We start from the raw sequence: 21975 nt of genomic DNA, 5'->3' as shown, positions 1-21975 counted from the left end.
GTCTAATCATAATTCTACGCATCCTGTTCATATGTTACATAAAGGATGAAGGAGAATTGACAAGATGAAATTAATTGCCAAAGGTTCTAGCAGGAAAAGTCCTTCTCTTTACTTACTAATCATTACAGCTGTATTAATAATTGCAATTCCTACCTGGCTACGAATACAAGGAGGTTCTACCAACGATCAGCTTACGGAGAGTATCCAAATAGCTGCATCTGAACTCTTTGAAAAGGATAATGCCATAGCCGAATTTAAGATTGATAGCTTAGAACTTAGCCATACGAATGAGGCATCAGAAGAGGTTTATCTCCTTATGTTTTCTATAAAACCAGCTGACCCAGAAAATTTCGTACTCGTAGGAGGTGGAATTGAAGGAGAAGAAGGATGGATTCATGAGCGAGTAAATTATGTAACTGTTAAAAATAACAACAAACTGATTTTTAGCACGAGTCCTTAATAATGAGAGCTACCTTTTTATTTGGGTGGCTCTCCTTTTTTATTTTGGCTCAGTTAAAAGAAAATGTTGTTACCTGCCGAAAATCCGCTCGCTTTCCGCGGACGGAAGTGCCAAGCCTCCTCGGGGCAACAGGATGTTGATCCCAGAGCCCCTCTGCGTCGGAAGGCGTAGCGGTCAGATGCAAACTGTTGCCACATGGATGTGGATTTTAGGATTTGTTCCTATAAACTTGTTGCTTGGTCTTTGCAACCCATTTTTCAGCAGAAGTCTCGCGGAATTTAGTCACAAATATATTCATCTAAATAAGAACAGCCTAATTGAACAGAACCTTTATTTTGAATGCAACGTGAAAATTCTTTATTATGCTTCAAATGCATATATTGATGCAAATAAGTTAGGAAGAGGATGTACTTAATGGATAAAGGAGAAGTGTTTTTATGAGATTAATTGCTTCGACCCCCAACCAGAAAAGGAATGCCTATAAGTTCAGTCTAATGATCATAACAATTATATTAATCCTAGTAATTCCAAGTTGTATACGTTATATAAAAGCAGATTCTAAAAACAGTCAGCTTACAGATTATATAAAAACTGCTGCATCTGAATTACTTGAGAAGGATAAAGCAATATCTGATTTTGTAATTGATAGCCTAGAATTCAGCCATAAGACGGAAGAATCAGAAGAGGTTTACAAGATCATGTACTCTATGAAACCAGCAGATCCAGAAAATTTTGTACTAGAAGGTAGTGGTAAGAAAGGAGAGAAAGGTTGGATTCATGAGCGAGTAAATTATGTAACAGTTAAGAAGAATAGAGAACTAACTTTTAGCACAAACCCTTAATAATACAATTGAAGAATGAAAGCCAAATTAATGTATTAGATGGCTTTCATTTTTTCCGTTTGAAAAGACTTTTCAAATAAGTCTTTTTTTTTGCACATATATATCGCGTTGTGATATAGTCGTGTTACGACATAGTCGAAGTGTGACATATATAAGGGGTGAATAAGTGGAAAAAGTAATTAAGAAGTATGTACCGATGACCGAAACGGCTTTTTATATTTTGCTGTCCTTAACAGAACCAAGGCATGGATACGGAATTATTAAACGAGTAGAAGAAATGACAAATGGGAGGCTTACACTAGGTTCTGGCACGATTTATGGAACATTAACGAAAATGCAACGAGATGACATAATAGCAATTTATGCGGATGAAAAACGCAAAACCATCTATGAAATTTCGGTTTTAGGTAAGCAACTAATGCAAGTAGAAATGAATCGATTGAAAGAATTACATGACAATGTCTTACGTTATGAGGGGGACTTTCAGTGATAAAAAAAGTGAAAGGCCTATGGAGCTACAATGTAGATAACACGGAGAAGTGGCTTTCAGAAATGGCTATTAAAGGTTGGCATTTAACACATGTAAACCGATGGACGCGAACATTTACATTCGAAAAAGGCGAGAACAAGAATGTGAATTACCGCATCCAATTCGGGCAAAAAAATCACTCTTTGCCTCCAACGTTACAAAAAGCTGGATGGGAGATTGCAGTTTCATCAGGAAAATGGTTATTTCTAGTCAATGAAGAGCCAACTATTCGATTGTATCCATCAAGGGATGCCTATGTGAAACGAAATCGTACGCATGCATATGTATTGAGTCTACTTGCCACTTTTCATATATCAGCATCGATGTTACCAATCCTTCTAATAGGGATTCTTTCCTCTGCAATGGAGGAAGAGAATCTTTTAGGTCATAATTTGGGAATACTATTATTTTTTGTTGCTGAAATTGTTTTAGTAGCTTGGTTTGCTATCTATGTGTTCAGAGCATATCGGCGATTCGAAATTCATGAGTTTGATGCGAAAATAGATAGTATGTTAACAGGTAAAAAAATGCGTAAATTTAGAGGAGCCTGGATGTATCAACTTGAGGATACAAGAGAATGGCTTGAACGTCTTGCAAAAGAAGGCTATGAGCTCGAGAGTGTCAAAGCTGCAATCTTTACGTTTAGAAAAACAAATTCTTTTAATATAAAATATGAATGCATGTTTGAATATAAAGTGCACCCTTCCTATTTTGCAACACACAAAGAACTTGGGTGGCAGCTTAAATATTCCTCCAATATGACATTATTGAATTATTCCATATGGGCTATGCATTATGAAAATGAAGAGGAAATGCCTCAATTCTCGTATGACAAACAGGAACAACGCCAATCGATTAAACGAGCTTTTAAAATGAATCTCGGTATGAGCATTTATCTTATCTTTATTTTATCTTTTTCTTTTTACACCAATATGTTAAGTAAATATGAGCCTTTTCTCGCTTGGAGCTTTGGGGGAGTCATGAGAGTATTATTATTTGTTTTTTTATTATTTTGGTTATATAAATTTATTCAAATTCTGTTTAGCTATCGGAGAAGTTTAAAGGCTCTGAAATGATAGAAGGATCACCAAACAATACAATGACAATGGACTCTTTTAAATGAAAAGGGAAAACGTACGGAAGATTTTTTGTTACACTTGCTTAACAACGTAGAAACGAGGATTTTATGTTAGAAATAATCGGTGGATTTTTCCTTACATTTATTGTTTTTATATTAAGTGTAGCAGGCTTTCAATATTTATAAAGTTACCAAAAGAGAGAGCAACTACCACGAATTAAATACTATAGTTTACAAATTGGACTCATGTTAGGTGTACTTGTATCACTATTAGTATTTTGGATGTTGTGACAGTTTCTCCAAAAATAATTAAGGGCGAAAATAACACAGCGACTGGTGCTAGTTCAATTTATTATTACGAGAGCACAAAAAATGCTTCTTTAGATATTCTATTTCCTAGCTTAGAAGAAGAATTATTTTTTAGTGTTTCATTAAAAGGAGGGATGAAGAGTCACTAGATAAAGCGTACTACGAGGTCGACTATTACGAAGGCTCTGATTTTGGTGTGCATTATAAAATTTATGATGAGAAAGATGGTATTTTATTGCAGGAGGAATAAAGGTGGAAGGATACTTTTGATTTGTAACATCATAACCAATAAAAAAAGCATTATCTCAAGAGAGATAATGCTTTTTTTCTGAAGAACCCTTCGTTCCTTAAGAGTTCTTGCGGGTTTGGCACCCAATAATGCCGACTGGGATCAAACCAGTGAAATTATTTCAATCGATATTATTGGATGTCAAAACGAAGTAATGTTGTTTACTAGATTATTATAGCATAGGTATTATATTATTACAATATAATATTGTATTAAAGTAGGCTACTGATATTTATAAGAAATTATATAGAATTCAAAGTTTAGTTTGAATTTAATAAAGATGGTTAAAATCACCTCTCTAGTTTTTCTGTGAGGTGATTTTTTTATTGGATATTTATGTTAAAATAACTATAGATTGTGAAGGATTTCACTTAAACTAACGCAGCAGGTTAGTTGAACAAGCAAAATACATTTTTTAAAATTTCAAATGGAAAATTAACTAAAAAATGGAACCTCAATTCGTTTCAAACGTATTAAAGGAACGGGGCTGGAGGGAATTATATGTTTAATACAATTTTATTTTTTATCGTAGTGATTGCATTCTATGTTATTTCGATTTGGCAATATAAAAATCCAACAAAGGCTATTCGATTGTGGTTTCAACCAGCATATACTGAGGAACCTAAAGTAGATGAGGCATATGTAAGGCGTTCCCTTATAATAAGAGGGGTTTTCTTCACTTTGGCATTTATCGTAATTATTGTTTTGGCATTAGTTATATAGTTATTTTCACTAACGTGGTGCTTTAGTTAAAGATCATGGGTTGCTTAGGCAACTCTTTTTTCTTATTGAACTAACGCAGCAGGTTAGTTGAACAAGAAGGCATACTTAAAGAAGTGTTTGCAGAGAGGGAGTGGAAGTTGGTGGATATGAAAAAGAACCATTACTTTTATATTATCATTGGATATATAGGTACTTTATTAATATTGATTGCTGGTATAAGGTACATTTTAATCACAGATGATGTCATAGGAAATGGACTCATATTCTTTGGACTTATTTTTATCCTAAATAGTTTAAATTTTATGGAATCCAAATTTCTTACAGTAAAAGAAAGACGAATTGTTAATTGGTCATTCTTTAGTTTGATGGCAATAATTCTAATAATTGGTTTTACTTTCGTATAACTATCATCTTAAATGAATCATTTTCAACTACCATGAAAATAAACTTCTGTAATTTAGGGAAAAAGGCAATACTTAATAAGACGCAGCTCATTCGTTAAAAAAAAAGGAGAGCGCGTAATTCATTGAACTATTGTAGGTAGGTGGACTGGATTAAGACGCTTCAGGTTCTTGTAACGTAACTGTGTATCCTAAACTCTCAAGTCTTCGTAAGGAATGTCGAACAATTGACTGTTGTCTCTTTTTATCAAAGTAGTCTTCGCCTAAGTCTACGTACATTTCTTTTCGAGTTAAGAGATAATAGGAGATGCGTAACATGGCATGAGCGACGACAATTCCTGCTCGTTTCTTACCTTTTCTTGCTGCTGTACGACGATACAAAGCACCGAGATAGTTTTTGGAACCTCTTACAGAATGAGCTGCTTCTGTTAATGCTGATCTCAAATATTTGTTTCCTTTTTTGGTTTTAGTTGATTTCCTTTTTCCCGCACTTTCATTATGTCCAGGAACTAATCCTGCCCAAGAGCACATATGAGCTGCACTTGGAAACTGATTCTTAATATCCGTTCCGATTTCAGATAAAATTTGCTCCGCCATTCTTGTAGCAATGCCAGGAATAGAATCTAGTCGTTCAACATCTTCTTTATTGGCGCTTACTCTTTCCGCCACTTCTTGATCGAGCATCTCGATTTGCTCCGTCAAAAAATCAATATGCTTTAAAATGGTTTTCAACATAAGACGTTGATGTGAATTGATATAACCTTTAAGGGCGAGTTCCAGTTCATCTTTCTTCTTTTTCATTGTTCGTCGAGCAAAATTTGCAAGTTTTTCAGGATCATCTTCGCCTTCGGCGATCGCATGAAGCATATCCCTTGCTGAAACGCCCAACACATCTGAAACAACAGAACCTAACTTAATGTTCGCACCTTCCAATACCTTTTGAATCCGATTATGCTGTCTGGCACGTTCTTCAATAATACTCCGACGATAGCGAACAAGTTCACGTAGTTCCCGTTGATCACGGTCAGGAATATAACTAGCTTTGAGAAGACCATGGCGGAGTAGTTTGGCAATCCATTCTGCATCCTTCACATCTGTTTTACGTCCAGGCACTGCCTTCATATGCTGGGCATTCACAACTAGAAACTCAATATCTTCAGCTTCTAATAAATTCACAATAGGTTTCCAGTAAACACTCGTGCTCTCCATGGCGACATGCGTACAATTCAGCTGTTTAATCCAGTCCACCAACTGTATTAAAAATACAGTTTTAGTTGAAAACGTTTGAATCTCCTTTCCTTCTGGTGTGATAATACATGCAGTTATATTGTCCTTATGAACATCCATACCACATGCTCTTTCAATGACTATATCCATTGAAAACATCCTTTCTACGGCTCTTAATATTATTGGAGGCTGGTGCAACAATCAGAATAGGATTAATCTACCATGTGTGCTTCCTGTAAGGGAGCGACAGTCAGTGGTGCACCGTGGTCGTTGGAGTCAGACTAACGGATGGGCTCTAAGGCACCATAGTTCATCGACCTTCCTCTCCCAGCCGTAGAATCAGTATGGACGGTTTTTCACCATTTTCATTCTCTGTGGTGAAGCGCTGATTTTGCGCTTCATGGATGGCTAACGGGTGCTTTAGTTAAGCAAGTGGCTGCCTGTAAGGGAGCTTTTTCTTATTGAACTAACGCAGCAGGATAGTGAAGGAAGGGGAATTTTATGAAGAGTAAAAGAATTTTATTGTCGGCTATAACAATTTCTGTTGCCTTTTTGATTGTTTTTTTAATTTATAATTCTTTTTCGTCTGTGTTAACTGTAATTGATTTTACTGTCACTGAAAAAGGGTATTCTAACGATAACAATGAAGCATGGATAAAGGGATTTAACCCCAATGCCCCAGTGGGACATCAAGAAGAGATTAAAGTAATTGTTAGGGAACCAATGGTAATGAATTTAATTCAGAAAGATAAGACATACTTCGTAAGATACACGATAAAAAGAAATGGTTTAATTTTTCTTAGTGATATTGAAACTATTGAGTATCACAAATAAGCTTAGTTATTCAACTAACGAGTGCTTTACTTCAAGAAGGAGTAAAGCGTTTTTCTTATTGAACTAAAGCAGCAGGTTAGTTGAATAAGTAAGTGTTAAATAAAGGCTCTGCTTAAGAATAATGGTGGAAATATCTAGGAGTATTCTTTTGTATCGTACAACTTTTATTATCTGAAAACGTCTGTGTAAGAAGTAGCAAAAAAATGAGGTGATATTATGGAATTTATGTTCAATAAGATAACACTTTTTAGCATAAGTTTTATATCAATTTGTTTAATAGTAATTGGATTTATATTACAAACCATCCTTATCCCTTTACAAGATATCAATCTTATAAGCAATAAAGAACTATTGGAATATCAAAAAGAATATGCAATAAACTATCCCTTAGGAACGGGGCTACTCCATTTAGGTCAGTTTCTTATGATTTTAGTTATAATTCTATTCATTATTAAGTTTATAAAATCAAAAAGTATTAACCAAAAATCAGATGTATAACTATCCAACTACAATATTTGTTCTTCAACTAACGAGTGCTTTAGTTGAAGATGATGGGTTGCTTAGGCAAGTCTTTTTTCTTATTCAACTAACGCAGCAGGTTAGTTCAATAAAGATAATTACTAATAATTGGAAAAGGGGGAAAAGAAAATGAAAAGAAAATGAAAAGATTTCTATTGTTGGTTATTCTGGCATTATCTACGCAACTAATTGCAATCATTATATGGGAGAATACGTTTGGTTAAATAGGAGGGCAAACGGAAGTGTTGGCGGTACACCGTGGAACAAGTTCAGCCAATTTTGTGGTTAATTATTGTTTTAGAAATCATTATATTAATAGCATTCTATTTAAAAAAGAAAAATGAATAATTGGCTAATTCAACTAACGGGTGCTTCGTATTATAAGGTTAACCAGTTTTTACTGGTTGACCTTATTTTTATAGAATTTAATATATCAGTAGCCAGGGTAGGACGTACGGGTGCGTGGGACAATGATCCCGTGAATTAAACTGTCCACCCCCTACTTGTAGAAACATGTTTGAGGCTGGTTGGGACGTAGATCTCGTATAACAAGCGAAGCTATGATACTACATGGAGGAATAGGGGTACTGGTGAGTGAGTCAGAGGAGGAAGCAAAATGAATCCAGTAGTTGGTCTGGATGTGGCAAAAGGAGAGAGCCAAGTTCAGGCATTTTTAGATAAATCGAAGCCGTTTGGAAAGAGTTTTTCGATGAAGCATACAAGAGAGGAGTTAGACCGTTTTATAAGCTTTTTAAATGAGATTGAATTGATGACTGGGCAAATGCCTATGGTCATTTTAGAATCTACAGGTCATTATCATTCTCCTGTTATTCAATACTTGGAGGAGCACGAGGTTTTGTATATCTTGCTTAATCCTATTATTTCTTATCAGGCTAAGAGATCCAGTTTACGAAAGGTAAAAACAGATGCAATTGATGCGTATCAGTTGTGTGTGCTTTATTACAAAGAAGATTTTGAACCTCATAAAAACAGAGGAATTCAACTATTAAATCTTAGAAATCTTTCAAGACAACAGGAGATTGTGACGAATATGTATGTGGAGGCTAAGCTGCAGTTTCACACTATTTTAGATCAAGTGTTTCCTGAATACCGTAAGGTTTTTGGTGATCTTTATTCGAAGGTTTCTTTATTGATGTTAAAGAAATATCCTACTTCAGAAGATGTAATAGCGGCTGGGGAAAGTAAGCTAGCGGAGTGTGTTATGGAGTTTTGTCCAAGACGATCTAGTCAATGGGCGTTGGATAAGGCAAAAAAGTTAATGGATTCCGCGTCTCGAAATCCATTTCAAAAAGTGGTGTATCATAGTCACTTAATCAATCTTCAAATGTATATTGAAATGCTATTTCAGTACCAAGGACACCTTTCAGAGTTGGAAATTCGTATAGTGACCTTGGCAAATGAATTGGAAGACTACAAGATTGTCCAATCGATTCCAGGAATCGGAGAAAAAATCGCTGCCACGATAATCTCTGAGGTTGGTGAAATCGATCGGTTTAGTCATCCGAAAAAACTAGTTGCCTTTGCAGGAGTAGATCCCAGTGTTCACTCATCAGGAAAGTTTACTGCCACAACCAATCGTATTACTAAACGAGGTTCAAGTAGATTACGCCATGCTTTGTATCTTGCCGTATTGTGCGGTATCAGAAGTTCAAGAAACAAAAAGCTAAAAGAATTCTATGATAAAAAGAAATCAGAAGGTAAGCCTGCCAAAGTAGCGATAGTAGCCTGCATTAACAAACTGCTTCATTGGATTTATGCTTTATTAAATAGAAAAGAAGCTTTCCTGGATATAGCGTAATTAACGGTTATAAGTAATAAAGAGAAAACCTTCCAGGTTTTTGGAGGGCTATTTGTCATGCTCAAAATAGTATAACATAAGGTTAATTAGAATTTTAGAGAAAAATATTGACATCCTATTAGCTGGTTTACTTCAAGAAGAGGTAAAGCATTTTTTCTTATTGAACTAACGCAGAAGGTTTGAATAAGAGGAATTTTAAGAGAGGTAACGCATTTATTTATATAAGGACGTTCAACTAAAAGCGGCTGTTTACTTTAATAAGGGGAGATGAAAAAATATATGAAAGATTTATGTAAATGGAATGAAACATCTCATTTGAAAGTTGAAGCAGATATAGGTGCCGAAGCTATTTGGTGTAATAAATGTTATTGTAACTTTGACATAGAATATGTTCCAATTTCAATCGAGTTGAAGGCGGAATTAATGGAATGGATATTGAGATTTGATAAATTGTTTAGGACTATTGATGGGATAGTTCAAAAGGAAAAGGTTGAACTTGAAGAAGAACATAATAAACAGGGGTTTTTAACAGAAAAAGTAAAGAAAGAACTTGAAGGTTTATATGAAGTTTCATTTTCACCTTCGAAAATTGCAAGCAGGTATTCAACATAAGGGTATATATTTGCCTTTAACAGGAAAGAGGGCAATTGCACAACAAGAATAGCAATCGCTTCTTTCTCTAACGGTCAGCACTCCTGTTTAAGTAATTATTTTATTTCGGTTTACGAAATTTCAACTAACGGGTGCTTTAGTTAAACAAGATCCTCATTCCGATGGTCTATTTTTTTATCCAAAACATCAAGTAGATCTCAGAAATCTAATGTGAAATGTTACACTTAAACTAACGGATCAGGTTAGTTGAAGAAGGATTAATAATTCTTTTCTAATTGGAGAAAGTAATTAGAAAAGAGGTGAATTTTTCTTGAAAAAACTGTATGCACTGATTTTAATCGTATCTTTATTTACTTTGGGTTCAATTGAATCTTATGCACAGCCTAAAAATTGTCCCGTATTAAGTGAATTAGAGAAAATTCCGCTTAAGGATAAAAAAGAGGTAATAGAAGCGTTAAATACTTTAATACCAAAAACTTATGGAACTGGATTAGATGATTTTCCTGACATGTATACTAAGTGGAATGTAGTAACTGCCAAACCTTTTCTCAATACAGTTGGTAATAAAGAAGAAGAAGGCTATTTTGGAATGGCAAAAACCTTTTGTGGCAAAGAAATTGCTGAAAAGTCATGGCTTGTACGTTTAGATTTCCCCAAAGCACCCGGAGCTGATTTAGCTCAGGGTCAAATATTTTTAGCAAAAAGTAAGGAAAAAGGATGGTTTGTTTGGTTTCGATACCATTAAACTGCTATTCCTTATTCAACGAACGTGGTGCTTTAGAAGAAAAGGGCTGTCATTAGACAGCCCTTTTTGATATTTAACTAAAGGGGCAGGTTAATGTAAGAAGGATTGCAGGAAATTATGTGCAATAAATAGAAATACTTACTTAACAAACTATGTAAGGAGATAATACTTTGAACATTTTAACTTTGATTCTAAGTTATTTAATTGGCTCAATCTCATTTGCTTTAGTAATCGGTAAAATATTTTATAAGAAAGATATTCGTGATTACGGTAGTGGTAATCTTGGTGCAACTAATGCTTATAGAGTTTTAGGCATAAAAGCAGGAGTAATTGTTGCAATTGCTGATATATTAAAAGGTACATTTGCTTGTTTACTTCCCCTAATACTTGGTTCTACAGTTAACCCTATTGTATGTGGTTTATTAGCCATATTAGGGCACATATTTTCTGTTTTTGCTAGTTTTAAAGGTGGAAAGGCTGTTGCGACAGCAACTGGAGTTTTCTTGTTTTTGACTCCTTTGGGTGTTTTTGTTGGTTTTGTTGCGTTTGTGTTAACTTTGCTATTTACTAAGTATGTATCACTAAGTTCAATGTTGGCTAGTATAGCATTATTCATTTACAGTCTTATATTTGAAGATAAAGTTATCATAGCACTTTCTCTACTAATAAGCGTATCAATAATCATTCTACATCGACAAAATATAAAGAGAATTGTAAATGGAACAGAGAACAAAATAGTTGAAAATTAGTGTTTACTTGTTAAGCTAACGTGGTGCTTTACTTCAAGAAGGAGTGAAGCTTTTTTCTTATTGAACTAACGAAGCAAGTTAGTTGAAGAAGAAGGAAGTAATGAGTGTAATGAAGAATGGTACAAGACAAGGGGTGTTTTTATGTTTAAAAACGGTGATATTTTGAGTAAGAAAGTAATAATAATTTTACTCATGTTTCTTGTGCTTATTTGTGGGATTTTCTTAATACATCTGAAAATAGAAAACACAAAAACTGAATATGAAAAGAGAGTGACTAGTTATCTTGTGGATGAAAAGGGATATGAAAAGAAAGAGATAAAATCTGTTGAAGGAATATATGGAGTAAAATTGCCTCCATATTATGCAGTTGTAGTTTTTGAAGATGAACCTTATGAAAAACATATCTATTATGCACATGATGGGGTTAACCAAATGGAGTATATTCTCACTAATGAGGCGATAAAGCTTAATATAAATAAATCTGAATTAAAACATTACTATCCTTTTAGTGAAATTGATAAATATATAATAGAATAATTCCATTTACGCCTGTTCAACTAACGCAGCAGTTTAGTTGAACAAGAGGGAATAATATAAACTGTTTATTAGAGTCGATTACAGCAGACTTAATAATAGGGGGATATACAAATGGGGAAAACAGTCAATTTTTCTTTTAGTAGTACAAATTATGAAGGAACAGAGGCAAAAGAAGCATTCACTTTTGAAAAATTAGGTATTGACGATGATATGGATGATAAAGCATTAATAATAGAAATGGAAAGAATTTTTCATGCTTGGGTTTGGGATAAACTTAATATTTCTTATAGTATAGTCATAAATGAGGAGAATGCACTTGGTTCAGATGATATTCAGTAATAAAAGAGAAGTTGTTTATTTGACTAACGGGTGCTTTCGTATTATAAGGTTAACCAGTTTTTACTGGTTGACCTTATTTTTATAGAATTTAATATATCAGTAGCCAGGGTAGGACGTACGGGTGCGTGGGACAATGATCCCGTGAATTAAACTGTCCACCCCCTACTTGTAGAAACATGTTTGAGGCTGGTTGGGACGTAGATCTCGTATAACAAGCGAAGCTATGATACTACATGGAGGAATAGGGGTACTGGTGAGTGAGTCAGAGGAGGAAGCAAAATGAATCCAGTAGTTGGTCTGGATGTGGCAAAAGGAGAGAGCCAAGTTCAGGCATTTTTAGATAAATCGAAGCCGTTTGGAAAGAGTTTTTCGATGAAGCATACAAGAGAGGAGTTAGACCGTTTTATAAGCTTTTTAAATGAGATTGAATTGATGACTGGGCAAATGCCTATGGTCATTTTAGAATCTACAGGTCATTATCATTCTCCTGTTATTCAATACTTGGAGGAGCACGAGGTTTTGTATATCTTGCTTAATCCTATTATTTCTTATCAGGCTAAGAGATCCAGTTTACGAAAGGTAAAAACAGATGCAATTGATGCGTATCAGTTGTGTGTGCTTTATTACAAAGAAGATTTTGAACCTCATAAAAACAGAGGAATTCAACTATTAAATCTTAGAAATCTTTCAAGACAACAGGAGATTGTGACGAATATGTATGTGGAGGCTAAGCTGCAGTTTCACACTATTTTAGATCAAGTGTTTCCTGAATACCGTAAGGTTTTTGGTGATCTTTATTCGAAGGTTTCTTTATTGATGTTAAAGAAATATCCTACTTCAGAAGATGTAATAGCGGCTGGGGAAAGTAAGCTAGCGGAGTGTGTTATGGAGTTTTGTCCAAGACGATCTAGTCAATGGGCGTTGGATAAGGCAAAAAAGTTAATGGATTCCGCGTCTCGAAATCCATTTCAAAAAGTGGTGTATCATAGTCACTTAATCAATCTTCAAATGTATATTGAAATGCTATTTCAGTACCAAGGACACCTTTCAGAGTTGGAAATTCGTATAGTGACCTTGGCAAATGAATTGGAAGACTACAAGATTGTCCAATCGATTCCAGGAATCGGAGAAAAAATCGCTGCCACGATAATCTCTGAGGTTGGTGAAATCGATCGGTTTAGTCATCCGAAAAAACTAGTTGCCTTTGCAGGAGTAGATCCCAGTGTTCACTCATCAGGAAAGTTTACTGCCACAACCAATCGTATTACTAAACGAGGTTCAAGTAGATTACGCCATGCTTTGTATCTTGCCGTATTGTGCGGTATCAGAAGTTCAAGAAACAAAAAGCTAAAAGAATTCTATGATAAAAAGAAATCAGAAGGTAAGCCTGCCAAAGTAGCGATAGTAGCCTGCATTAACAAACTGCTTCATTGGATTTATGCTTTATTAAATAGAAAAGAAGCTTTCCTGGATATAGCGTAATTAACGGTTATAAGTAATAAAGAGAAAACCTTCCAGGTTTTTGGAGGGCTATTTGTCATGCTCAAAATAGTATAACATAAGGTTAATTAGAATTTTAGAGAAAAATATTGACATCCTATTAGCTGGTTTAGTTAAACAAGACCATCATTTTTCGATGGTCTATTTTTACGTCCAAAATATCACGTAGATTTCGGCTATCCATTGTGAAATGCTACACTTAAACTAACACAGCAGATAAGTTGAATAAGCAATCAAAGTTGGTACGCCATTTACGCATTGGATGAAAAACAATTAGTGGGTATGGGACGTGTTATTTCAGATGGTGTAATTACTGGAGTAGTTTGTGGAATATGTGTTCTACCAAGCTATCAGTCCGAAGGAATCGGGTGTTGTAACCAGTTTATGGACGTAACAGTAGAAGAAATCGCCGCTATGTACAAATCGCGCTGGGACATTGAGTCATTTTTTCGCTGGATTAAGCAGAATTTGAACGTTCGCGTATTGTTTGGCACAACATCCAATGCGTTGTTCAAGCAGTTATTCGCAGCTATGATTGCCTATGTTTTGCTGAAATTTCTTCATGTACAAGGCCAGAAGAAAAAGAAAAACAAAACAAACGCTTGTCATTTGTAGGTTTCACACGCCTGTTTCTTTGTGATGCCCTGTCGATTGTGCGGCAAATTAGCTTGAAAGAAACACTACAGGTCGATAAATCAAGAAACTGTATAACTTTGGTTAATCAACATACGTGTTAATTTATAGTATAATGATTACTTGAAATAATGCGATGGAAAACAGGGAAAAGAGGGAACTTATGCCTACTATACTGGTTGCTGACGACGATGCGAACATTCGCGAACTCGTCTGTTTATTTCTACGCAACGACGGATTCGCAACAGCCGAAGCCGCGGACGGCAAGGAAGCACTGGTCGTCTACACCTCAACGCATGTCGATCTTGTCGTGCTCGATATTATGATGCCGATTATGGATGGTTGGACGTTATGCAAGGAGCTCCGAAGAGCCAATCCTGATCTTCCTTTACTTATGCTGACTGCGAGAGGAGAAACATGGGAGAAAGTAAAAGGTTTCGAACTTGGGACGGACGATTATTTAACGAAGCCATTCGATCCGTTAGAGTTGACGGTTCGTGTTAGGGCACTACTCAAACGATACAAGATTGGCTCCACGCAGACGATCCATTTCGGGAATGTCATCCTTGATCGAAAGACCTATAAGGTGATGAGTGGGGCGGAGTCGCTTACGTTGCCGCTAAAGGAGTTTGAATTGCTGTATAAGCTCGCAGGAACACCTGGACAAGTCTATACGCGCGAGCAGTTGATCGATCAGATTTGGGGTATCGATTACGCCGGAGATGATCGAACGGTAGACGTACATATTAAACGCCTGCGTGAACGGTTCGCGACGACACCCGATTTTCGGATCGAAACGGTGCGCGGGCTTGGGTATCGGCTTGAGGTTGATGAATGATCAAATCCTTATATATACGTGTTATCCTGACATTTCTAGTCTCCATCATCGGGGGCACGATCATTTCATTTTTGGTGTCAACTTGGATATTCGAAGATAAATTGAACGAAAATGCTCAAATCAACTTACGTAACTTTGGTCAAGACATAGACCGGATTTACAAGACCCTTCCGTTAAGTGAAGCGGACTCGTTCGTAAGTGAAATGAAGCAGCTCGATTCCTATTATATTCGAATTTACGAAGCAACGGGTCAGTTCCAGTCTTATGGAAAACTTCACGGACACAAACCTGCGCCTGTCACGATGGAGCAACTAAAGAAAGTATTAGATGGAGGTGTTGTTCAAGACACTCCGAATGGTATTGCTAAGGTCCTCTTAGGGTTGCCGTTGAAAACGGAAATGGGAACGAAAGCGATGTTTTTGGAAACGCTCGCCCCTCCTTCGGCCTCTTTTGTCATAAAGTGGGCGTTGATCTTTGCAACCTGTTCGTTGATTGCAGGAAGCTTATTGATTTTAGTTCCTTCTGTATTCCTGGTAAGACCGATCAAAAAGCTGACAAAAGCGACCAAGCGGGTAGCATCTGGAGATTTTAACGTTAAGTTGAATATTAAGCAAACGAGTGAGCTGGGTACTTTGGCTCGCAGCTTCGAAGAAATGATGCACGATCTGCAGCAACTTGAGCAGATGCGCAGGGAATTCGTAACGAACGTGTCACACGAGGTTCAGTCTCCGCTCACTTCGATATCCGGTTATGCTCTAGCGCTTAAACAAGTTGACCTCTCAGATTACGAACGAAGCCGTTATCTTGATATTATCATCACTGAAGCGAAAAGGATGTCCAAAATGAGCGATAGCCTACTAAAGCTGAGTATGCTTGAATCGCAGTCAAAGCAACTTCGGCTCATCACGCTCAGCCTCGACGAACAAATCCGACGGGTAATCGTTGCGCTTCAGCCGCAATGGTCTGCTCGCAACATACATTTCGAGCTTGATTTAGATACAGTAAAAGTAACGGCTGAACATGACCAGCTAAATCAGGTATGGACGAATATCCTCGGAAATAGCATCAAATTTTCCGAGGATGGTGGCGTGATTAACGTAAGCATCAAACAAGATATCAGAAACGCGACAGTCCGAATATCCGACACTGGCATTGGTATTCACCATGAGGACCAGAAGCGTATATTCGAGCGGTTTTTTAAGGCCGATCGTTCCCATAGTCGTAAGTATGACGGTAGTGGTATGGGACTCGCTATCGTTAAACAGATCATATCGCTTCATCAAGGTGACATCCGAGTGGAAAGTGAACCTGGTAAAGGAACGACCTTCATTGTCACCTTGCCAATCACTACACCAACAGATTAGTTAGATTCATTCTCTATGCTACGGCTCATATGCAAGCTTCCTTGCATATGAGCCGTAGTATTTTTTTTTACAGTTCATATTCAGTTCATATTGTCGTCATGGGGAGTACATCTTTGTTGGTTAAACTTTCATTAGTCGCACCGTTAAGGTAGCTGAATAAGCAGATTAGGACAGGAGAAGATGAGAGTGACGCAAACAGAGGAAATGAAAACGAAGAATGGAACGAAATCAAAGAAAGTACGAAGCATTTTGCTTAAAATCATAGGAGCAATCGTTCTAGCAATTGTTATTTTTCTAGGCATTGTTTATACCGTTAATGTGATCAGTAATCATTCGGAGCAAAAAAGAATAGAGTCCTATGGTCAGCACGTATCTGTAGACGGGAAAAATATGAATGTTACCATTCAAGGAAAAGGCGAAGAAACCGTCGTGCTACTACCAGGGTATGGAACGGCAGCACCTGGTCTTGATTTTAAGCCGCTAATAGAAGAGCTATCACCATTTTACAAAGTCGTCGTAGTTGAACCTTTTGGTTATGGATTAAGTGATCTAACCGAAAAAGAACGAAGCACAGAGAATATTGTGAGTGAAATTCATGAAGCTTTACAGGGCCTTCATATTGATCGTTATATTCTAATGGGCCACTCCATTTCAGGGATTTACGGACTCGATTATGTGAACAAGTATCCAAATGAAGTGAGTGCATTTGTCGGGCTCGATAGCAGCGTTCCAACGCTAAGCGAGAAGAGGTTCTCATCTTCAGAAATAGAAACTGTTAAACTACTCAAAAAATCAGGTTTCTCCAGATTACTAATGAAACCGGATACCGACGTATATGCTGAACTACCCTATGATGATCAAACAATAGAACAAATCAGAATTCTTATGCACAAAAACATGTATAATCCCAACCAATTAAATGAAATTGAAAATATGTATTCTAATTTTAAAAGGGCTGAAAATTCAACATTCCCCAAAAATCTTCCTGTTATTTTCTTTATCCAAGCGAATCAACCAGCAACGGATAGATGGATACCCGAGCATAAAAAGCAATTAAAAGATTCTGTACATGGAAAAGTGGTACTACTGGAAGCAGGACATTATTTATATCGTTCACATTCCAAAGAAATAGCTAAAAACTTTAGGTCGTTTATGGAAGAAATCCAATGAATTCATCATGTGTAAGATTCCATGCATATAATGCCGCAGTATTTTTTTGCTTGTTCATATTCAGTTCATATTGTCGTCATGGGGAGTACATCTTCATTAGTTAAGATTTCATTAGCGGCACATGAAGGAAGCCAAACAAACAGATCAGGACAGGAGAAGATGACAGTGACACAACAAGAGGAAAAGAAAACGGGTAGTGGAACGAAAATAAAGAAAGTGCGAAACATCTTACTTAAAATCATAGGAGCAATCGTTATAGCCATTGTTCTTTTTCTAGGTATTGTTTATATCGCTAATGTGATGAGTAGTCATTCGGAGCAAAAACGAATAGTGCCCTACGGTCAGCACGTATCTGTAGACGGGAAAAATATGAATGTGTTAATTCAAGGCGAGGGAGAGGAAACGATCGTGCTCTTGCCTGGTTATGGAACAGCTACACCAGGGCTTGATTTTAAGCTTCTCATCGATGAATTATCTCCATTTTACAAAGTTGTTGCGGTTGAGCCTTTCGGTTATGGATTAAGTGACGAAACTGAAAAAGAGCGAACCACGGAGAATATGGTAAGTGAAGTTCATGAAGCTCTACAGCAGCTTAATATTAACAGATACATGCTCATGGGCCACTCCATTACAGGCATTTACGGAATTGATTATGTGAACAAATATCCAAAAGAAGTGACTGCATTTGTCGGAATCGATAGCAGTGTTGCAACACAACCGGGTATGGATATCAAATTCCCATTAAAAACGTTTGCATTTCTCAAAAAATCAGGTCTCTTAAGATTGACCATGAAAATAAGTGCTGACCCCTATGCTGGACTGGCATTTGATGAAAAAACCGTAGAGCAAATGAAAATGATTTCGAATAAAAACATGTATAATGACACTACCTTGAATGAGATGGACCATATTTCGTCTAATTTTAAAGGGGCTCAAGGTTTAACCTTCCCTAAAGATCTTCCGCTTCTTCTCTTTGTGCAAGCGAATAATGAAGGTGTAGCAGGATGGATACCTCTGCATGAAGGGCAGATCAAAGACTCGGTACATGGAAAAGTAGTAACCATGGATGGATCACATTATTTACACCATACCAAATTCAATGAAATCGCTGAAAACGTTAGAGTATTTATGAAAGAAGTAAAGTAAGTGTACAGAGAAAGGTTCATCCGCTATTTTATGCATATGTCTACAGCCTGAACAGGCTAGGTGGAGACCAGTAGGAGAGGCAACCAAAACAATTTGGGAAAATGTTAATCATCTGATTTACTATAAAGAGAGACTTGTAGGAAATTTAGAAGGCCGTGAATGGACAAATAATCTCGATGGTGATCAAACCTTCTACCTTACTAAACAATTAAATGACGACAAAGAATGGATAGCAGTCGTTGAACTTGGAGAAATGGTACAACTCAGTTTAAGACAAGTGCTAAGTAAAACAACTATTGAAGAACTTCAACAAAATTCTCTTGAAGAAAAGCTTTTAGACATAATGCTTCACGATGCTTACCATACGGGCCAAATTATTCAAATTAGGAAGATGCAAGGATCTTGGCCATCGCATCGTTAATTGGTGGAAAAAGAAGGTTTGTGAAACATTATACTTAAACTAATAGGGGCATCGATCCATGAAGGATTAATGCCCTTTTATGTTGAACTCCTTATGGTAGTAAAGGGGCAGAATAGTTCTGCAATTTGCCTGCATGAATATAATTATAAAAAGGTATATAGGATTCTTTGCTGAATGAACTAAACCTAATACTAATGTAGGATGATATGCGGTTGTAATGAACACATACTTAGGTTGAAAGGAGGTTTTTATTTGTGACACAAACATCAAAAACTATTCCTGGTGCCGCAGTACGCGGAACGGCATCTGGAGTATTTTTCATGGCGTTTTTCGGTACTCTGTGGGCGTACACAGGAATTATGGGATTACAAGGCTGGGGAGTTCCATTATTGTTAGTTACTGCTGTTGCCATAGGTATAGCGCTGTTCATCGGCGGTATATCATTAATACGCGCATCGCGAGAATTGACGAATCAGGTTTCAAAAACAGACTTAAGGCGTGGGAAGCGTACAAGGTTTTGGTTTAACATTATTTTTGCGGCAGAGGGTTTGGCTATAGCAATCACGATTGCTGTCAGTAACGCTACTGGTCACTCTGAACTTATACCTGTCGTAATAGCTATTATTGTCGGTGTTCATTTTCTCCCATTGGCCCTTCTTTTCCAAGTCAGACTCTATTATTTTACTGGCGCACTCCTTTGTTTACTCGCTATTATTACATTGCTGTTTGTACCTGCGAAAGTCACACTGGGGGGACATCAGATCAATGCATTTATGTCTGTAGTAGGCTTTGGCTCTGCCTTGATCTTGTGGGGAACGGGTCTTGCAATATGGCTAATGGGTAGAAAATTGTTAAGTATCGTCCCAAAATAAATAACATAAAAAGGAAGATAGGACTTTACACCGAAAAAATATGTTTATTGTACAATAAAATGAAAAGCAGAGTTACTTTCTTATTCAGCTAACGGGTGCTTTACTTCAAGAAGGAGTAAAGCCATTTTTCTTGTTGAACTAAAGCAGCAGCTTAGTGAAAGTAGAGTTTCATGGATATAAATAAAAAAATCCTTTTCTAAAGAAAAGGACACATAAAGTTTTGTAGACCATTAATAAAGAAAACTACTCGTAGTTAGCTTTGTAATTTCCTTCTTCAAATATTTCCTTAGGACTTTTGGAAGTCCATTCTTCTACTGTCATATCGGGATGCAAGTTTAAGTAAGATCTAATCATCTTGTAGCCTTCACTATAGCCATAATAATCAGGTAAACCATTAGATCCACCTATTAATATTTCAACAACCCCACTAGCACTACTTTCAAGATTTGGTATTCTACTCCAATATTCTTTGTTAAAGCTTTCGTTAACTACATAATCAGTACTATTTGAATCGGGATACACTAAGGTTTCAAACATCACGGCCTGCCCTTCCATTATTAAACTATCTAATACTGTTGGAAAAAAATCTTCCGTATAATGTTTTTCGATCCAAACACTATGATGATATTCATGGGACATACCTGATTTATTATTATTATTATTATTATTATTATCAAGCTCACTCAATGTATAATAATTATCAAAATTATTGAAAAGGACTAAAATTTTCCCTGACCCGACTATCATCATATCAGAAGGAAATCTTTCATTTTTAGGAAACACACATATTGTTGTTTTTTTATTTGATGAAAGTATGTCTGAGGATTTAACAAGGGATTCCTCATATAACTTATTTATATGATCTTTATCCATTGATTCAATTTGATTCTTAATACTATTAAAATCACTTTCTTTCGGTGTCCATTCAAATACACTAAATTTATAATATTCCCCATCTTTAAAACAAGCATCATATACAGGTTCGATAATCACCTGTTGATATAATTGGTATAGTGATTCATCTGGATTAACCTTTACAGTTTTAAAGTAGTTTTCATATAGCATGTAAGCATGAATTATATTAAATTCTTGGCCTGTATTGGGGTTTTTAAAAGAATAGGTTATATTTTGTTGTTCTTGTTGTTCTTGTTGTTCTTGTTGTTCTTGTTGTTCTTGTTGTTCTTGTTGTTCTTGTTGTTCTTGTTGCTCATTTTCCATAATTATATTCTCGTGAGATTGTTCAGTTTCCTTACAGGATGATAAAATAAGGATTAATAGAAGCATACAAAATGAAATTAATACTTTATTAGCGATATTAATAAATTTCATCTCCCTTTACTATATTGACCTATTTCCTTTACATTCCATTTTATCTAAAGATTTAATTAATTTAAACTATTAATAACATTAACGCAGCTGGATTGAAGAAGGAAATTTTCTGTCTTAAGCGAATTAGAATTTTAACCAAACTATACACGAATATAGGTATTGAAAATAACGGGAACATGGGAGGTACGAGATATGAAGATCAATAGAATAGATCATGTGAGTATAAACGTAAATGATCTTTCAGAGGCTAAAGCGTTTTTTCTTGATTTAGGACTTGTAGTGCAAGCGGAATGGGGATTGGAAGGAAAACAGTTAGACAGAATAGTTGGGCTTAATGATGTTAAAACGGAATGTGTAGGATTGGGGATGCCAGATGGTCAGGCATGGATAGAGCTAGTCAAATTTTATACTCCGTCAGATGAACAAGATATTCAGAAACCTTTTGCAAATACGCTGGGGATCCGACATATTTGCTTTGCTGTTGAAGATATTGAAGCTATTGTTGCGAAGTTAAAAAAGAGGGGCACGGAAATCTTTAGTGAGATACAGCAGTATGAAGAAAGTTATAAGTTATGTTATGTTCGCGGTCCAGAGGGAATTATTTTAGAATTGGCGGAGAAAATCAGATAAATATTGAATGGGACTTTAAATGATTTAAATTTCCAACTTTAAAGATTTCTTCTTAAACTA

At 36.2% G+C, this 21975-nt stretch carries 23 protein-coding genes and 2 pseudogenes; 23 read left to right on the top strand and 2 right to left on the bottom strand.

Translation table 11 applies throughout. The features are described from left to right. Window positions 1-64: 64 nt before the first annotated feature. The 6 genes from MHB48_RS11845 to MHB48_RS11820 all read left to right on the top strand — a co-directional run bounded on the left by MHB48_RS11845 (window position 65) and on the right by MHB48_RS11820 (window position 4634). Window positions 65-460: a hypothetical protein gene (locus MHB48_RS11845; protein WP_342598269.1), complete on the top strand. Its 396-nt coding sequence runs from the start codon at window positions 65-67 to the stop codon at window positions 458-460. 437 nt (window positions 461-897) lie between these two features. Beyond that, window positions 898-1302 carry a hypothetical protein gene (locus MHB48_RS11840; RefSeq protein WP_342598268.1) on the top strand — a complete coding sequence of 135 codons (405 nt, stop codon included), beginning with the start codon at window positions 898-900 and terminating at the stop codon, window positions 1300-1302. Between the two features lie 196 nt (window positions 1303-1498). Beyond that, window positions 1499-1792 (top strand): PadR family transcriptional regulator, encoded by a 294-nt coding sequence (locus tag MHB48_RS11835; RefSeq protein WP_342601368.1) that lies wholly within the window; start codon window positions 1499-1501, stop codon window positions 1790-1792. Beyond that, window positions 1789-2907, top strand: coding sequence for a DUF2812 domain-containing protein (locus tag MHB48_RS11830; protein ID WP_342598267.1), 1119 nt, complete (start codon window positions 1789-1791; stop codon window positions 2905-2907). The genes MHB48_RS11835 and MHB48_RS11830 overlap by 4 nt, the downstream gene beginning before the upstream one ends. Before the next feature lie 1101 nt (window positions 2908-4008). After that, the gene (locus MHB48_RS11825) at window positions 4009-4230 is read left to right on the top strand and encodes a hypothetical protein (RefSeq protein WP_342598266.1); all 222 of its coding nucleotides are present in this window, start codon (window positions 4009-4011) and stop codon (window positions 4228-4230) included. 146 nt (window positions 4231-4376) lie between these two features. Further along, window positions 4377-4634 (top strand): hypothetical protein, encoded by a 258-nt coding sequence (locus MHB48_RS11820; protein WP_342598265.1) that lies wholly within the window; start codon window positions 4377-4379, stop codon window positions 4632-4634. A gap of 150 nt (window positions 4635-4784) precedes the next feature. Here the strand turns inward: MHB48_RS11820 and MHB48_RS11815 are convergent, their stop codons facing one another. After that, the gene (locus MHB48_RS11815) at window positions 4785-6008 is read right to left on the bottom strand and encodes an IS110 family transposase (RefSeq protein WP_342598100.1); all 1224 of its coding nucleotides are present in this window, start codon (window positions 6006-6008) and stop codon (window positions 4785-4787) included. A 351-nt stretch (window positions 6009-6359) separates the two neighbouring features. On the opposite strand from MHB48_RS11815, the gene MHB48_RS11810 reads away from it, so the two are divergent. The 16 genes and pseudogenes from MHB48_RS11810 (at window position 6360) to MHB48_RS11735 (ending at window position 19956) form a co-directional block, all read left to right on the top strand. Next, a complete protein-coding gene (locus MHB48_RS11810) occupies window positions 6360-6692 on the top strand; it encodes a hypothetical protein (protein ID WP_342598264.1) in 333 nt (110 codons plus the stop codon). A gap of 1135 nt (window positions 6693-7827) precedes the next feature. Continuing rightward, complete coding sequence (locus MHB48_RS11805; RefSeq protein ID WP_342598258.1) at window positions 7828-9030, top strand: IS110 family transposase; 1203 nt, start codon at window positions 7828-7830, stop codon at window positions 9028-9030. A 267-nt stretch (window positions 9031-9297) separates the two neighbouring features. Next, window positions 9298-9642, top strand: a complete 345-nt coding sequence (locus tag MHB48_RS11800) for a hypothetical protein (protein WP_342598263.1) — start codon at window positions 9298-9300, stop codon at window positions 9640-9642. A 310-nt stretch (window positions 9643-9952) separates the two neighbouring features. After that, window positions 9953-10387 (top strand): hypothetical protein, encoded by a 435-nt coding sequence (locus tag MHB48_RS11795; protein WP_342598262.1) that lies wholly within the window; start codon window positions 9953-9955, stop codon window positions 10385-10387. Between the two features lie 170 nt (window positions 10388-10557). Further along, a complete protein-coding gene (gene plsY / locus MHB48_RS11790; protein WP_342598261.1) occupies window positions 10558-11136 on the top strand; it encodes a glycerol-3-phosphate 1-O-acyltransferase PlsY in 579 nt (192 codons plus the stop codon). A 141-nt stretch (window positions 11137-11277) separates the two neighbouring features. Further along, on the top strand, window positions 11278-11673 hold the full coding sequence (locus tag MHB48_RS11785) for a DUF3139 domain-containing protein (protein WP_342598260.1): 396 nt from the start codon (window positions 11278-11280) through the stop codon (window positions 11671-11673). A gap of 111 nt (window positions 11674-11784) precedes the next feature. Continuing rightward, window positions 11785-12012: a hypothetical protein gene (locus MHB48_RS11780; protein ID WP_342598259.1), complete on the top strand. Its 228-nt coding sequence runs from the start codon at window positions 11785-11787 to the stop codon at window positions 12010-12012. 279 nt (window positions 12013-12291) lie between these two features. Next, window positions 12292-13494 (top strand): IS110 family transposase, encoded by a 1203-nt coding sequence (locus MHB48_RS11775; protein WP_342598258.1) that lies wholly within the window; start codon window positions 12292-12294, stop codon window positions 13492-13494. A 213-nt stretch (window positions 13495-13707) separates the two neighbouring features. Beyond that, a pseudogene (locus tag MHB48_RS11770) lies at window positions 13708-13881 on the top strand (GNAT family N-acetyltransferase); the annotation flags it as partial. Window positions 13882-13896: 15 nt separating this feature from the next. Then, window positions 13897-14127 (top strand): transposase, encoded by a 231-nt coding sequence (locus tag MHB48_RS11765; RefSeq protein WP_342601367.1) that lies wholly within the window; start codon window positions 13897-13899, stop codon window positions 14125-14127. Window positions 14128-14308: 181 nt separating this feature from the next. Continuing rightward, a complete protein-coding gene (locus MHB48_RS11760) occupies window positions 14309-14983 on the top strand; it encodes a response regulator transcription factor (RefSeq protein ID WP_342598257.1) in 675 nt (224 codons plus the stop codon). Beyond that, the gene (locus MHB48_RS11755) at window positions 14980-16347 is read left to right on the top strand and encodes a HAMP domain-containing sensor histidine kinase (RefSeq protein WP_342598256.1); all 1368 of its coding nucleotides are present in this window, start codon (window positions 14980-14982) and stop codon (window positions 16345-16347) included. Before MHB48_RS11760 ends, MHB48_RS11755 begins: the two co-directional genes overlap by 4 nt. Before the next feature lie 180 nt (window positions 16348-16527). Next, entirely contained in the window at window positions 16528-17517 is a 990-nt protein-coding gene (locus MHB48_RS11750) for an alpha/beta hydrolase (protein ID WP_342598255.1), read from the top strand. A 165-nt stretch (window positions 17518-17682) separates the two neighbouring features. Next, window positions 17683-18663 carry an alpha/beta hydrolase gene (locus tag MHB48_RS11745; RefSeq protein WP_342598254.1) on the top strand — a complete coding sequence of 327 codons (981 nt, stop codon included), beginning with the start codon at window positions 17683-17685 and terminating at the stop codon, window positions 18661-18663. A gap of 49 nt (window positions 18664-18712) precedes the next feature. Then, window positions 18713-19084 (top strand): annotated as a pseudogene (locus MHB48_RS11740) (DinB family protein); the annotation flags it as partial. Between the two features lie 254 nt (window positions 19085-19338). Then, window positions 19339-19956 (top strand): hypothetical protein, encoded by a 618-nt coding sequence (locus MHB48_RS11735; protein WP_342598253.1) that lies wholly within the window; start codon window positions 19339-19341, stop codon window positions 19954-19956. Window positions 19957-20199: 243 nt separating this feature from the next. On the opposite strand, the gene MHB48_RS11730 is transcribed toward MHB48_RS11735, so the two are convergent. Next, on the bottom strand, window positions 20200-21174 hold the full coding sequence (locus tag MHB48_RS11730; protein ID WP_342598252.1) for a DUF2268 domain-containing putative Zn-dependent protease: 975 nt from the start codon (window positions 21172-21174) through the stop codon (window positions 20200-20202). Window positions 21175-21477: 303 nt separating this feature from the next. Between MHB48_RS11730 and MHB48_RS11725 the strand changes: the two genes are divergently transcribed. Further along, window positions 21478-21915 carry a VOC family protein gene (locus MHB48_RS11725; protein WP_342598251.1) on the top strand — a complete coding sequence of 146 codons (438 nt, stop codon included), beginning with the start codon at window positions 21478-21480 and terminating at the stop codon, window positions 21913-21915. Window positions 21916-21975 lie beyond the last annotated feature (60 nt).

The sequence above is a fragment of the Psychrobacillus sp. FSL H8-0483 genome (assembly GCF_038637725.1).
Lineage (GTDB): Bacteria > Bacillota > Bacilli > Bacillales_A > Planococcaceae > Psychrobacillus.
Note: the sequence above shows the minus strand (reverse complement) of the source record. Positions and strands in the feature narration are given on the sequence as shown.